This window comes from Marinobacter salsuginis (genome assembly GCF_009617755.1).
Taxonomy (GTDB): Bacteria; Pseudomonadota; Gammaproteobacteria; order Pseudomonadales; family Oleiphilaceae; genus Marinobacter; species Marinobacter salsuginis.
The window spans coordinates 544,468-557,442 of the sequence record NZ_BGZH01000003.1; the positions used below are offsets into that span (position 1 = coordinate 544,468).

Below are 12,975 nucleotides of genomic sequence, written 5' to 3' on the forward strand. Positions count from 1 at the left end.
GTTACGCGCCCCCTTTCTGAGAGCCGCCTGAAGACTCAGAGCCAGCGACGGATTCTACGGCTGCAATAATCCGCGAGTAGGTCCCGCATCGGCAAAGGTTACCCGTCATGGCGGCGACGATTTCGTCCCGTGAGGGGGTGGAGTTGTTCGCCAGCAAGTGAGCTGCACTCATAATCTGGCCGGACTGGCAGTAACCGCACTGGGGAACACCGTGTTCTATCCAGGCCTCCTGAAGGGCATGAAGCCGATCGCCATCAGTCAGCCCTTCGATCGTGACGACCTCGCCGCCGGCGGCCATTTCAACGGGCGTGGAACAGGAGCGTACAGGCTGCCCGTTCAGGTGCACCGTGCACGCGCCGCAAAGGCCGGCACCGCAACCGAATTTAGTGCCCTTGAGCCCCAGCTCATCACGCAATACCCACAAAAGCGGCGTATCGCCCTCAATGTTCAGCGACCGCTCGTCGCCGTTAACTGTCAGGCTCACGGCCATCCCAACTCTCTCCTTTGTATTTCCGGTCCTGTTGCCCGGTTTTATTGTTGTGCCCGAGGCTGCGGCAGATGCTCAGGGTCTATTTGACGATTTCCTCGCCATCCTTGTTAACCCAGATCTTGCGTTCACCAGATTCCATCTTGCCGTTGGAGTTCCAGACTTCGCGATCCGTGGTGGCTTCTTCAACTTTACCGTTGTCGTTCCAGATCACTCGATCCTTGCAACCCGCCAGCGCCAGCATGGCCAATACAGCTACTGCAACTTTTTTCACGACGATAACCTCCGCTCAGCCGCCATGGCGGCTCTGATTTAAGGGTGTCTGGGATCGGAGCCGCTAACGGCTTCCGTGGATTTCACGATTATGCTGCTTGTCCCGGTCACTTTTTCGCACCATGACATAAACCGCACCGGTACCACCATGGTGTTTTTGGGCCGAATGAAACGCCAGGACATCGTCCAGCTCCGGTAGCCACTTGGCGAGGTAGCTCTTGAGTTGGGCAATTCCATCGGGATTGCGCTCGCCCTTGCCATGCAGAATGATGACCGAACGCAATCCGTAGCGGACACAATCGCCAATAAACCTGAAAACTTCACGCCGGGACTGCTCAACGGTCATCCGGTGCAGATCGAGGCGCGCCTCGATCGGATACTGCCCGAGCCTGAGCTTGCGGAACACGCCGTGCTGAACGCCCGGCCGCTGCCAGCTCAATACATCGTGAGCCGTGAGCGGTTCCACCATGTCGGATGTCAACGGGTTGGTATCCCGCAACGGTTTCTCCACGGCCGCCCTCTGACGTTCCAGATGGCCGGGCGTCAGTTCGCGGGGCGTTGTCACCTCCGCCCGGTTGGGCTTACGGATACGCCGGACGTCTTTCATTTCCTCTAGGAAGCTGAGGCGCTCTTCTTTGGTTGTCATGGCATTACAGTTAATAACCAGTTTCAGATACTGACTTTACCACCCGGGTCAGTGGCCTTAAAGAAAACTGATCTATGTCAGGCTTCCTGCGACCAAAATCGTAAGGCGACGAACGCTTTGGCTACACTACACTTCAGACGGACAATAATAACCAGCGAGTGACGACGGACATGGCCTCAGCGAACCCGGAAAATGATCGCCCCCAGAACATCCGAGCAATAATGACGTTTCTGCGGGAACATGCGCCCTTTTCCAGCATGGATGATGCGCATCTGGCGCATTTCGCCGAGAATGCCTCCATTCAGTTTTACGCCGATGGCGACGTTGTCCTCTCTCCGGACCATGACGTCGTAAAACGATTCTACGTAGTCAAACAAGGGCGGATTCGTGGCGAGCGCCACAACGATAAGGAAGACCGCACCGAAACGACCTTCGAAATCAGCCAGGGTGAGTGTTTTCCTCTGGCCGCCATGATCGGCGAGCGGCCAACCAGAACCCTGCACCGGGCGTCGGGCGATACCTTCTGCCTCAGTATCGGGCAGGCGGCCTTCGTTACCCTGTTTTCGGAAAGTGAACCCTTTAGGGATTTCTGCCTGCGAGGCGTCAGCAGCCTGCTTGATCAGGTGAACCGGCGCATCCAGTCGAGCGCCATGGCTTCGATGGGGTCCAGTACCTCGCTCGACACCCCGCTGGAACGTTATGCATTGCGAAATCCCATTGTGTGCTCGCCGGACCTTCCGGTGCGCAAGGCCGTGGCGCGTATGCACGAGAACAATGTCGGCAGCATTATCATTACCGATGAAAACCGCATCCCGACCGGCATTTTCACACTACGGGACCTTCGGACCATGATCGCCGAGGGCACAGGCCCGCTGGACACACCCATCCAACAGGTCATGACCAAGGATCCCTGCTGCCTGCCCTCCCATGCGGATGCATTCGAAGCCGCCATGCTGATGGCGGAGCACCATTTTGCCCATTTGTGCGTCATCGACGACGACCACAAGCTGATTGGCGTAGTTTCGGAACGGGACCTGTTCTCCCTGCAGCGGGTGGATCTGGTTAACCTTGCTCGCACCATCGGCACCGCCACCCACCTTCGTACCCTGGTGAGCCTGCGAGCGGACGTCTCCCGCCTGGTGGATGCCATGCTTGCCCACGGCGCTGACTCCGGGCAAGTGGTCAAGATCATCACCACACTCAACGATGTAACTGTCCGCCGGGTCCTGGAACTTAACATCAAGAAACACGACCCCGGCATTCCCTTTACCTGGCTGACATTCGGCAGCGAGGGTCGACAGGAGCAGACTCTGTTGACGGACCAGGACAATGGCATCCTGTTCCAGACGCCCGAAGGCATGACCGAAGAACAGGTCCGGGAAAAGCTGCTGCCGTTTGCCCGGAGGGTTAACGACGAACTGGCCGAGTGCGGCTTCACCCTGTGCAAAGGCAACATCATGGCCAGCAATCCGAAACTGTGTCTGAGCGACAGGGAATGGGACGACTGGTTTATCCGCTTTATTGACGCATCCACGCCCCAAAACCTGGTTTATTCCTCGATTTTCCTGGATATGAGAGCCATCTATGGGCCGACAGAGCCTCTGGATGCCCTTCTGGATAAAGTTCTTGCACGGATCCGGAAAAACGCCCTGTTCCAGAAAATGCTTGCCGGCAACGCCTTCCAGCGCAAGCCACCGCTGACCATGTTCCGCAACTTCCGCTACCTGTCGGATGAAGGCAACAAGCATTCACTGGACCTTAAACGCCAGGGCCTGGCGCCATTTGTTGAAGCTGTTCGGGTCTTTGCCCTGGCGAATGGCGTTGAGACGGCAAACACCCTGGAACGAATGGATGAACTGGCCAAAAAAGGCATCTTCGACCCGAAAGATGCCAACGCCTGGAAAGAAGCCTATAGCCTGATCCAGGCGATCCGGATGCGGGCGCACCAGGAAATGCTGGCAAAGGACCAGGAGCTGACCAACTATATTGATCCCGACGATCTGAACCCGCTCGACCGCCGGATCCTGCGGGAATCCTTCAGGCAGGCTCAGCGGTTGCAGCAGAAGCTCGAAGTGACCTACCAACTCTGACCTTCAGGCGCGAGACATGCTGGAACAAATCAAACAATGGATTGAGCATCGGCGGGGCGGGAAGATCGGCAGCCACGATCCTGGCAATCTGCCCCACGCGAAAACACCGGGAGAACAGCTCCTCACGGATTGCCGTCTGATTGTGCTCGATCTGGAAACCACGGGGCTGAATGCCGCCAAGGATGAAGTCATTGCTATCGGAGCGGTTGCTATCAGGGGCGGCATCATCCACCTCGGCGACCAGTTCGACCTGATTCTGAGGCGGCCAGAGCTCGACATCAGGGAAACGGTGCTTATTCACGGAATCGGGCCGGAAGCACTGACCCAGGGGCACGAAATCGAGGACGCCCTGCTTTACCTTCTAGAGTGGATGAATGGCGACCCGATTCTGGCCTACCACTCGGCGTTCGACCAGAAATTCCTGGAGAAGACATTGAAGGCTCAGCTGGGATACACCCAGCCCCACACCTGGATGGATGTCGCGGACTTGATGCCTGCGTTTTTTCCCAACACGAAAACCGGGGGCAAGGGGCTCGACAATTGGGCGGATTATTTCGGCCTTGAAGTCAGCGAACGACACCATGCTGCCTCGGACGCTCTTGCCACCGCCGAGCTCACCCTGATAGCCCTGAATAAGGCCCGCACCGAGGGCGTAAAAACCCTGAAGGGATTGCACGACAAGCTTCATTACCATCGGCGTTTGCAAAACATGCATCGTTACTGAATGGATGCTGGCCCAGACGTCTCGAAAATAGACGGACGTCACGCCAAATTACTGAGAATTAGACCTTTTGCCAATATCTATAAATCGCTTGACCAGTAAAGTCAGTAGGGACAACTAGTCGGAGAAGTACTTATATGAATAATAAATTCTCTAACCGAAGTGCCTCACCAAAAACCCACCCAACCTCCACAACAACAACACAGGAGTGATCCTATGTCAGGTCATAGCTACGACGCTGAAGCCTACTGGAAGGCGAATCTACGCCTGATATTCGGGAGCCTGATCGTCTGGGCCCTGGTATCTTACGGCTTTGCAATTCTGCTCCGTCCAATGCTCGCGGGCATTCCGATTGGTGGTACCGATCTGGGCTTCTGGTTCGCCCAGCAAGGTTCCATCCTCACGTTCATCGCTCTGATCTTCCACTACGCGTGGCGCATGAACAAGATCGATGAAAAATTCGGCGTGCACGAGGAGTAAGAACGAATGAGTCAATTTGCCATTAACATCATGTTTGTAGGGGGCTCCTTCCTCCTCTACATCGCAATTGCTATCTGGGCCAAGGCCGGAAGCACGAGTGACTTCTACGTTGCCGGTGGCGGCGTTCACCCGATCACCAACGGCGCGGCAATTGGCGCCGACTGGATGTCCGCGGCATCGTTTATCTCTATGGCAGGTCTGATCGCTGCCGGTGGCTACGCCAACTCCACCTTCCTCATGGGCTGGACTGGCGGTTACGTTCTGCTGGCGATGCTGCTGGCTCCGTACCTGCGGAAGTTCGGCAAGTTCACGGTGCCCGAGTTCATCGGTGACCGTTTCTACAGCAAGAATGCCCGCCTGGTGGCGGTTATCTGTCTGATCGTAGCGTCTGTAACCTACGTAATCGGCCAGATGGCTGGTGCCGGTGTTGCCTTCTCCCGCTTCCTCGAAGTGGACTCCACCGTAGGTCTGATGATCGCGGCAGTGGTGGTATTCGTCTATGCGGTAATGGGCGGCATGAAGGGCATCACCTACACCCAGGTGGCCCAGTACTGCGTACTGATCATTGCCTACACCATTCCTGCGGTGTTCATCTCCCTGCAACTGACTGGCAATCCGCTTCCCCCGCTGGGTCTGTTCTCGACTCACGTGGATTCCGGCATGCCGATCCTCGACAAGCTGAACCAGGTTATCACTGACCTCGGCTTCAATGAGTACACCGCCGATATCGACAACAAGCTGAACATGGTTCTGTTCACCCTGTCGCTGATGATCGGTACTGCAGGTCTGCCCCACGTTATCATCCGCTTCTTCACCGTACCGAAGGTGGCTGACGCGCGCTGGTCTGCCGGCTGGGCCCTGGTATTCATCGCCCTGCTGTACCTGACTGCACCGGCTGTTGCTTCCATGGCTCGTCTGAACCTGATGACCACCATCTATCCGGACGGCACCGCTGCGGAGCCAATCCAGTACGACGAGCGTCCAAACTGGATCAAGGAATGGGAAATCACGGGTCTTATCCAGTTCACCGACAAGAACGAAGATGGTCGTATCCAGCTTTACAACGACAGCGAAGCCTTCGCGCCTACGGCTGAAGCCCGCGGCTGGAACGGCAACGAGCTCGTCGTTAACCGGGATATCCTGGTACTGGCCAACCCGGAAATCGCCAACCTGCCCGGCTGGGTCATCGGTCTGATCGCAGCAGGTGGTCTTGCAGCAGCACTGTCCACAGCGGCCGGTCTGTTGCTCGCGATTTCCTCGGCGGTCAGTCACGACCTGATCAAGGGTTCCATCAACCCGGCGATCACGGAGAAAGGTGAGCTGCTGGCAGCCCGGATATCAATGGCGGTCGCGATCGTTGTTGCCACCTACCTTGGGGCCAACCCTCCAGGCTTTGCGGCACAGGTCGTTGCGCTTGCATTCGGTATCGCGGCAGCTTCCCTGTTCCCGGCGCTGATGATGGGCATCTTCTCCAAGCGCGTGAACAACAAAGGCGCCATCGCCGGCATGCTGACCGGTCTGGCCTTCACCCTGGTATACATCTTTGTTTACAAGGGCTGGTTGTTCATTCCGGGCACCAACAACCTGGCAGACACTCCGGATAACTGGGTGCTGGGCATCTCCCCGCTGTCTATCGGCGCGGTTGGTGCAATCGTCAACTTTGCGGTAGCCTTCGTTGTATCCAACGCAACTGAAGAACCGCCCGTTGAGATTCAGGAACTGGTTGAAAGCGTCCGTTACCCGCGTGGTGCCGGTCAGGCTCAAGACCACTAAGCAACATCTCAGCCTGCTTCGTTCAATGAACTGACAGGTTGATACTGAACGGGCTTCCTCAATGAGGGAGCCCGTTCTTTTTTTGAGGAAGTCATTCTATGTTCTGGACATTTGTCGCCACTGTTTTTTGCGGCCTCGGCACTGCCGGTATCGCTCTTGGTATCCGTGCTGCCACCCGAAACAAAGCCCCGAAGTGGATTATCCCGGTGTTTGCCGGCGCGGGCATGCTCGGCTATCTCATTTATATGGAATACACCTGGTTCGATCAGAAAGAGGCCCGCCTGCCCGAAGAAGCCGTCATTGTGAATACCGAAACCGATGGCATACTGTGGCGCCCCTGGACCTTCGTCTTTCCCTATGTCACTGCATTCTCGACAGTCGATACCAAAAGCATCAGTCGTGACACGAACAGCGAAGACATTGTTCGCTTTACCCTGTACCGCTTCGAGCAGAAAATGACGGATGCCGTTTCCCACCGCATTCACATCATCAACTGTGCGACCCGGGAACTGGTGCCACTGGGTTCTGACGGAAGCCCTCGAGTGGACAACCTGAAGCTCCTTGAGCCTGGAGACACCCTGTATAAAACCGTCTGCGCAGAGTGATACCTCGTTAGCGTGATGCCTCTACCTGCTGATACTGTCGGGAACGTACAACAATGATTAGTGCCTGGCTGCTGGTCCTCATTTCCATCACCTACATCTCGATCCTGTTCGTGATCGCCTGGGCCGGTGACAAACACCCCGGCCTGTATCGCAAACGCCTTGCACGCACCCACATATACGCACTGTCTCTGGCAGTCTACTTCACCTCCTGGACCTTCTATGGCGCCGTTGGCCGCGCCACCCAGGAGGGACTCGGTTTTCTGCCCATCTACCTGGGCCCCCTGCTGGTGTTTGTTTTCGGCGCGCCCTTGCTGCGCCGCATCATTTATATCAGCAAGCGCAATAACAGTACTTCCATTGCCGATTTCGTCGCCTCCCGTTACGGCAAATCCCAGCTACTGGCGGCAATGATTGCGACATTCGCCCTGATCGGCAGCGTCCCCTACATAGCCTTGCAGCTCAAAGCCATTGCCATGGGCTTCAACGTGCTTTCGGAAACGGGAACCGGCTATGAGGAACTGAGCACTGCGGCCTGGAACGATTCCGCCTGGTACATCACTCTTGCCCTGGCAGTATTTACCGTCCTGTTCGGAACCCGCCATCTGGAGTCCACCGAGCATCACCGGGGCATGATCCAGGCCGTGGCCTTCGAGTCACTGATTAAATTGGTGGCCTTCGTCGCCGTGGGCCTGTTCGTTGGCTATGGGCTTTACGGCGGATTCGGAGACCTGTTTGAGCGGGCGAAAGACGCAGATCTGATTGGCACCCTGACCACAGACGGCATTGAAGCGCCAGCGTTTATAACCCAGACGCTCATTGCCATGCTCGCCATCATCTGCCTGCCCCGGCAGTTTCATGTCATGGTGGTCGAAAACACCGACCATCGGGATTTCGAAATTGCTCGCTGGGCCATGCCCATCTACCTGATCGTAGCCAGCGCATTTGTACTCCCTATTGCCGCAGCCGGACTGTTGTCGCCCGAGGCCTCAGCCGGCAACCCTGACGTTCTGATACTGCAGCTGCCGATCATGGCAGGCGAGGAATGGCTGGCGATACTTGCGTTCCTCGGTGGTGGCTCGGCCGCCGCCGCCATGGTTATCGTATGCTCCGTGGCCATCGCCACCATGGTCAGTAACGAAATCATCATGCCGGCGTTGCTGAAATTTTTCCGTCCGGGCATGAACCGACGCACGGATCTCAGTTACCTGTTGTTGAGTATCCGGCGTGTCGCCATCTTCGTGGTGTTGCTCACAGCCTATGGTTTTTACCGGATGGCTGGTGAAGATTACAGCCTGACAGCCTTCGGCCTGCTCTCGTTTGCGGCGGCAGCACAATTTGGACCTGCGCTGGTGGGCGGTATTATCTGGCGCCGGGGTAATTACATGGGCGCCGTCTGGGGCCTGGGCCTCGGCTTCCTGATGTGGTGCTACACCCTGCTACTGCCGGCGCTCGCCACCACGGGCTGGGTCAACGACACTCTTGTTCAGCAGGGAATCCTGGGGTTGAACTGGACTCGGCCCACTGCACTGTTCGGGTCCGAGCTGGACCAGACAAGCCACGGCATTATCTGGAGTTTGGGGATCAACACGGTCGTGTACATCGTGCTCTCAATGCTCACTCGCCAGCGTGTCCGCGAAAAAATCCAGATTGCTTCTTTCTTTCACGATCCACAACCCAAGGCCGAAACGGCCCAACACCAGAGCTGGCAGGGTGAGATACTGACGTCTGACCTGCAGGCTCTTACGGACCGGTTCATGGGTGAAGAGCGCTCGGAAACCATTTTCCGGAATTACGAGCGCCGCAATGCCATTCGACTGCACCCACACCGCCCGGCGTCCGCCCATCTGATGAAATACATCGAGCGCCAGTTGGCTTCGGTGATTGGCGCCTCTACGGCCAGAGTGGTCCTGGAATCCACCCTCACCGGCCGGGACATGCAGATCGAGGACGTTGTCAGCATTGTCGATGAAGCCTCCCAGGCCATGACTTTCAGCCGTGAGCTGCTGCAGTCGGCCATTGAGAACATTAGCCTGGGCGTGTCAGTGGTGAACCATCAGCAACAACTGGTGGTCTGGAACCATCGTTACCTGGAGCTGTTTACCTATCCGAAAGGCTTCGTCAGGGTCGGACGCCCAGTCGAAGATCTGATGCGTTACAACCTGACCAACGCCAACCTCTCTGCCCGCAGGATTGATGAAATCGTGGCTGACCGCTGCACCAGCATGCGCGAGGGTCGGCCAATGTCCTATGAGCGCCAGAGGCCCGATGGAACCGTTTTGCGTATTGATGGCAGTCCGATCCCCGGGGGTGGCTATGTCACGACCTTCCAGGATATTACCGCCATGCGTCGAACCGAGCAGGCCCTGAAGGAAACGAACATTTACCTGGAACAGCGGGTAAAGGAACGTACCCAGGAGCTCCAGGTCATCAATGAGCAGATGCTGAAAGCCAAATCGGTGGCCGAGCAGGCGAACCAGAGCAAGACGCGCTTCCTGGCTTCGGCCAGCCACGACCTGCTCCAGCCCCTGAACGCAGCCAGACTGTTTACCTCCGCCCTCGCCGGGAAAGCAGATGACGGTGAGATGAAAGATCTGGTAGACCACATCGACAGTTCCCTGGGGGCCGCCGAAGAAATCATCAGCACCCTGCTGGATATTTCCAAGCTGGATGCAGGGGCCCTGGAGCCAAACATCGGGGTTTTCCCCGTCAACGACATCATGCGCCATCTGGCAACCGATTTTTCCGCCATCGCCAAGGACCAGAACCTGGAGCTGCACGTTGTACCCAGCACGGTCTGGATCCGATCGGATGCCAAACTCCTGCGCCGGGTGGTTCAGAATTTCCTTTCCAATGCCATACGCTACACACCAGAAGGCAAGATCCTCCTGGGATGCCGTCGCCTTAAAGGCTATATCCGGATAGAAGTCTGGGACACCGGTCCTGGCATACCCGAGGATCAACTGACCCATATCTTCGAGGAGTTCCGTCGGTTTCAGCATGGCCGGGACAAAAAGGGCCTGGGCCTTGGTCTTGCGATCGTCGATCGTATCAGCGGTATGCTGAACCATCCGGTCAGCGTCCATTCTGTCCAGGGTCGCGGTAGCGTCTTTGGGATAACGGTACCAACAGCTGCGCCCGAGCAGAACGAAGCCGCAGCTGCGAAGCCCGCTGCAGGCTCCCGGAGAGTCTCAAACCTCGGGGGACTGCATTTCCTGTGCATCGATAACGACCCGGCCATACTGCAGGGAATGGTGGCGCTACTGGGCAATTGGAAGTGTGATGTGACCGCGGCGGAAAGTCTGGAAGATGCCATGGCAAAACTGGAAGGGGAAAGCCCGGATATTATACTTGCCGATTATCAACTGGACGAAAACAAGAATGGCCTCGACGCCATGGACAGCATTCGTGGTGCGTTGAACGCGGACATCCCTGGAATACTCATCACCGGCTATATGGCGCCTGAAGTGCGGGAAGATGCCATAGACCGGGGTTACCAGATTCTTTACAAACCGGTGAAACCTGCTGCACTGAGGGCACTGGTTAACAAGCTACTCAAACAGAAGCGCTCATGACCGATTCCAAAGCTGACTTCAACCCGTTCGGCAAGCTCACCTATCTGGTTATTGATGACTTCGAGAATTTCCGGTTGTCCATGCGCCAAATGCTTCGCAGCTGCGGTGCCGACAAAATTGAGCTGGTAGCCCATGCCAATCAGGCGATTCAGTACTGTACCTACAATCACGTAGATGTCGTGTTGTGTGACTTTAATCTTGGCGAAGGCAAGAACGGCCAGCACATACTGGAGGAGCTTCGGCATAAAAAACTTCTCAAGCGCTCGTCTCTCTTCCTGATGGTGACTGCCGAAACGTCCAAGGAAATGGTCATGGGAGCGAGGGAATATCAACCCGACGCTTACCTAACCAAACCGATCAATCGGGCCGTACTGGAAAAGCGTCTGGGCGCCCTGATCAGCCAGCGCAACATCCTCCTGCCCATTAACCGGGAAATCGACCGGGAGAACTACCCGGAGGCTATTTCACTATGCCGCCAGGCACTGCCGCGGCAGCCTCGTTACAAGACCTGGCTTATGAAAACCCTGGGCGACCTGTATTTCCAGCTGGGCGACCTGGCTCACGCACTCAAGATCTACGATGACGTCCTGGCACAACGTGAGCTTTCCTGGGCAAAGCTCGGGCGGTGCAAGGTTCTGCTTGCTAAACGAAGTCTCGACGAGGCGGTAGACGGCCTCAGAGACCTTCTGACAAAGCATCCGGACTACATGGAGGCGTATGACCTGCTCGCAGAGGGGCTGGAACGACAGGGGCGTCCTACACAGGCACAGCAAGTCCTCGAAAAAGCCGCCGAGCATTCCCCCAATGCGCTGCTCCGGCAAAAGCATCTAGCCGAACTGGCAGGTTCAAACCAGGACATGGACACGGCTTCAGATGCATGGCGTCGAACCGTTGAACTGGGGACCTACTCGATACATGACAACTCCGAACACTACCTTGCACTGGGCCAGACACTGTCGGACCTGAGTGAAGGCGACCTCGACGAGGCTGGTGCCGAGAAGGCCAAAGAAGCGCTGGCGGTACTCAAAAAAATGGAAAAGCGATTCGATGGCGAGGAAGGTATCGGTCTACGCAGCCGCATCGTGCAGTGCCGGATTTACGCAGGGCAGGGACAGGATCGACAGGCTGCGAAGATTCTTGAGAGTATCAGGCCGGAGCTCCAGGATACCACCGTTCTGGATGCCAGAACGGGGCTTGATTACGCCAAAACCCTGTTTCGCCTGGGGCATGAATCCGATGCGAAACAGTTGCTGGCCGAGATGTCCGAACGCTTCAGCAACGATCCTGAAACTCTCCAGAAGATTGAAAGCCTTCTGGATGAACCCGTGGGATTCCGCCAGAAGATCAAGGCCAGAAGCCTGAACCGGGATGGCATCAAAGCCTTCGAATCCGGAAACTTGCAAGAAGCAGCAGAAACGTTTTCAAAGGCTCTGGAGATCGTGCCTGATCACGCAGCCCTGAACCTTAACCTGGTTCAGGTATTGATGAAGGAACACGACAATAACCCGACCAGCACTGAGCTCCTCAGGCGCTGTCAGTCCTGCCTTGATCGGTTATCAGGACTACCCGAACAACATCGCCAACATAGGCGTTATATCGCCTTAAAACGCAAGCTGAAGGGACTGATGGAATGAACGACCAGAATATCGATTTTTCAATGGTACTCGCCTCAGCCGTTCACGATATGAAGAACTCGCTTGGCATGCTCCTGAACTCCCTGGACGAACTTCGCACCGAACACGAGGAAAACCTGGGGGAATCTGCACGTTTCAATACTCTTCAGTACGAAGCCGAAAGGATGCACAACGATCTGGTGCAACTTCTCGGCATCTACCGCCTTGGCGAGAACAACCTCTCCGCGCACATTGAGGAACACTTTGTGCCGGATTTCCTGACCGAACACCTGGCACGACACACACCTCTGCTTAAGGGCCTCGGCATTGATGTTTCGATAGAGGCTGAAGACATAAACGGCTTTTTCGACGAGGATCTTCTGACCGGCGTGTTAAATAACACCATTAACAACGCAATTCGGTACACTCGAAGCAAAATCCTGCTTACTGCTGGTGAAAGAGATGGTTATCTTGTGATTGGTGTTGAGGACGACGGGAGAGGCTATCCGGAGAGTATGCAACATACCGGTACCCTGAACTTCAAATCGCTTGATTTCAAAAGTGGCAGCACCAGCCTTGGGCTGTTTTTCGCCTCCTCCGTCGCCAAACTGCACAGCGAGGGAGAGAGAAGTGGGTCTATAAAGCTCCACAACGGTGGGAGCCTGGGTGGTGGGGTATTTGAGATTTGGTTGCCTTGAGTCGGCTGCTTTAGCTT

General features: G+C 56.3%; 11 protein-coding genes. 8 read left to right on the forward strand and 3 right to left on the reverse strand.

Going from position 1 to position 12,975, the window contains the following annotated elements; genetic code table 11:
• Window position 1: 1 nt before the first annotated feature.
• From GJU83_RS16555 to smrA, 3 genes are all read right to left on the reverse strand, one after another.
• Window positions 2-490, reverse strand: a complete 489-nt coding sequence (locus GJU83_RS16555; RefSeq protein ID WP_153634720.1) for a (2Fe-2S)-binding protein — start codon at window positions 488-490, stop codon at window positions 2-4.
• 79 nt (window positions 491-569) lie between these two features.
• On the reverse strand, window positions 570-761 hold the full coding sequence (locus GJU83_RS16560) for a hypothetical protein (protein ID WP_153634721.1): 192 nt from the start codon (window positions 759-761) through the stop codon (window positions 570-572).
• 63 nt (window positions 762-824) lie between these two features.
• Window positions 825-1,406: a DNA endonuclease SmrA gene (gene smrA, locus GJU83_RS16565; protein WP_136629582.1), complete on the reverse strand. Its 582-nt coding sequence runs from the start codon at window positions 1,404-1,406 to the stop codon at window positions 825-827.
• 170 nt (window positions 1,407-1,576) lie between these two features.
• Here smrA and GJU83_RS16570 point away from each other — a divergent pair, with 170 nt between their 5' ends.
• The 8 genes from GJU83_RS16570 to GJU83_RS16605 all read left to right on the forward strand — a co-directional run bounded on the left by GJU83_RS16570 (window position 1,577) and on the right by GJU83_RS16605 (window position 12,958).
• Entirely contained in the window at window positions 1,577-3,496 is a 1,920-nt protein-coding gene (locus GJU83_RS16570; protein WP_153634722.1) for a putative nucleotidyltransferase substrate binding domain-containing protein, read from the forward strand.
• 16 nt (window positions 3,497-3,512) lie between these two features.
• Window positions 3,513-4,220 carry a 3'-5' exonuclease gene (locus GJU83_RS16575; RefSeq protein WP_069184507.1) on the forward strand — a complete coding sequence of 236 codons (708 nt, stop codon included), beginning with the start codon at window positions 3,513-3,515 and terminating at the stop codon, window positions 4,218-4,220.
• A gap of 213 nt (window positions 4,221-4,433) precedes the next feature.
• Window positions 4,434-4,697 (forward strand): DUF4212 domain-containing protein, encoded by a 264-nt coding sequence (locus GJU83_RS16580; protein WP_069184506.1) that lies wholly within the window; start codon window positions 4,434-4,436, stop codon window positions 4,695-4,697.
• A 6-nt stretch (window positions 4,698-4,703) separates the two neighbouring features.
• Complete coding sequence (locus tag GJU83_RS16585; RefSeq protein WP_153634723.1) at window positions 4,704-6,470, forward strand: sodium:solute symporter family protein; 1,767 nt, start codon at window positions 4,704-4,706, stop codon at window positions 6,468-6,470.
• 98 nt (window positions 6,471-6,568) lie between these two features.
• On the forward strand, window positions 6,569-7,075 hold the full coding sequence (locus tag GJU83_RS16590) for a hypothetical protein (RefSeq protein WP_153634724.1): 507 nt from the start codon (window positions 6,569-6,571) through the stop codon (window positions 7,073-7,075).
• 53 nt (window positions 7,076-7,128) lie between these two features.
• On the forward strand, window positions 7,129-10,647 hold the full coding sequence (locus GJU83_RS16595) for a hybrid sensor histidine kinase/response regulator (RefSeq protein ID WP_136629579.1): 3,519 nt from the start codon (window positions 7,129-7,131) through the stop codon (window positions 10,645-10,647).
• Window positions 10,644-12,281 (forward strand): tetratricopeptide repeat-containing response regulator, encoded by a 1,638-nt coding sequence (locus tag GJU83_RS16600; RefSeq protein ID WP_069184502.1) that lies wholly within the window; start codon window positions 10,644-10,646, stop codon window positions 12,279-12,281. The genes GJU83_RS16595 and GJU83_RS16600 overlap by 4 nt, the downstream gene beginning before the upstream one ends.
• Window positions 12,278-12,958 carry a sensor histidine kinase gene (locus GJU83_RS16605; protein ID WP_069184501.1) on the forward strand — a complete coding sequence of 227 codons (681 nt, stop codon included), beginning with the start codon at window positions 12,278-12,280 and terminating at the stop codon, window positions 12,956-12,958. Before GJU83_RS16600 ends, GJU83_RS16605 begins: the two co-directional genes overlap by 4 nt.
• The last annotated feature ends 17 nt before the right edge of the window (window positions 12,959-12,975 follow it).

Coding starts and splice junctions, on each gene's coding strand:
- GJU83_RS16555 (WP_153634720.1), bottom strand. CDS start 490: ATGGCCGTGAGCCTGACAGTTAACGGCGACGAGCGGTCGCTGAACATT.
- GJU83_RS16575 (WP_069184507.1), top strand. CDS start 3,513: ATGCTGGAACAAATCAAACAATGGATTGAGCATCGGCGGGGCGGGAAG.
- GJU83_RS16570 (WP_153634722.1), top strand. CDS start 1,577: ATGGCCTCAGCGAACCCGGAAAATGATCGCCCCCAGAACATCCGAGCA.
- smrA (WP_136629582.1), bottom strand. CDS start 1,406: ATGACAACCAAAGAAGAGCGCCTCAGCTTCCTAGAGGAAATGAAAGAC.
- GJU83_RS16590 (WP_153634724.1), top strand. CDS start 6,569: ATGTTCTGGACATTTGTCGCCACTGTTTTTTGCGGCCTCGGCACTGCC.
- GJU83_RS16600 (WP_069184502.1), top strand. CDS start 10,644: ATGACCGATTCCAAAGCTGACTTCAACCCGTTCGGCAAGCTCACCTAT.
- GJU83_RS16595 (WP_136629579.1), top strand. CDS start 7,129: ATGATTAGTGCCTGGCTGCTGGTCCTCATTTCCATCACCTACATCTCG.
- GJU83_RS16605 (WP_069184501.1), top strand. CDS start 12,278: ATGAACGACCAGAATATCGATTTTTCAATGGTACTCGCCTCAGCCGTT.
- GJU83_RS16580 (WP_069184506.1), top strand. CDS start 4,434: ATGTCAGGTCATAGCTACGACGCTGAAGCCTACTGGAAGGCGAATCTA.
- GJU83_RS16585 (WP_153634723.1), top strand. CDS start 4,704: ATGAGTCAATTTGCCATTAACATCATGTTTGTAGGGGGCTCCTTCCTC.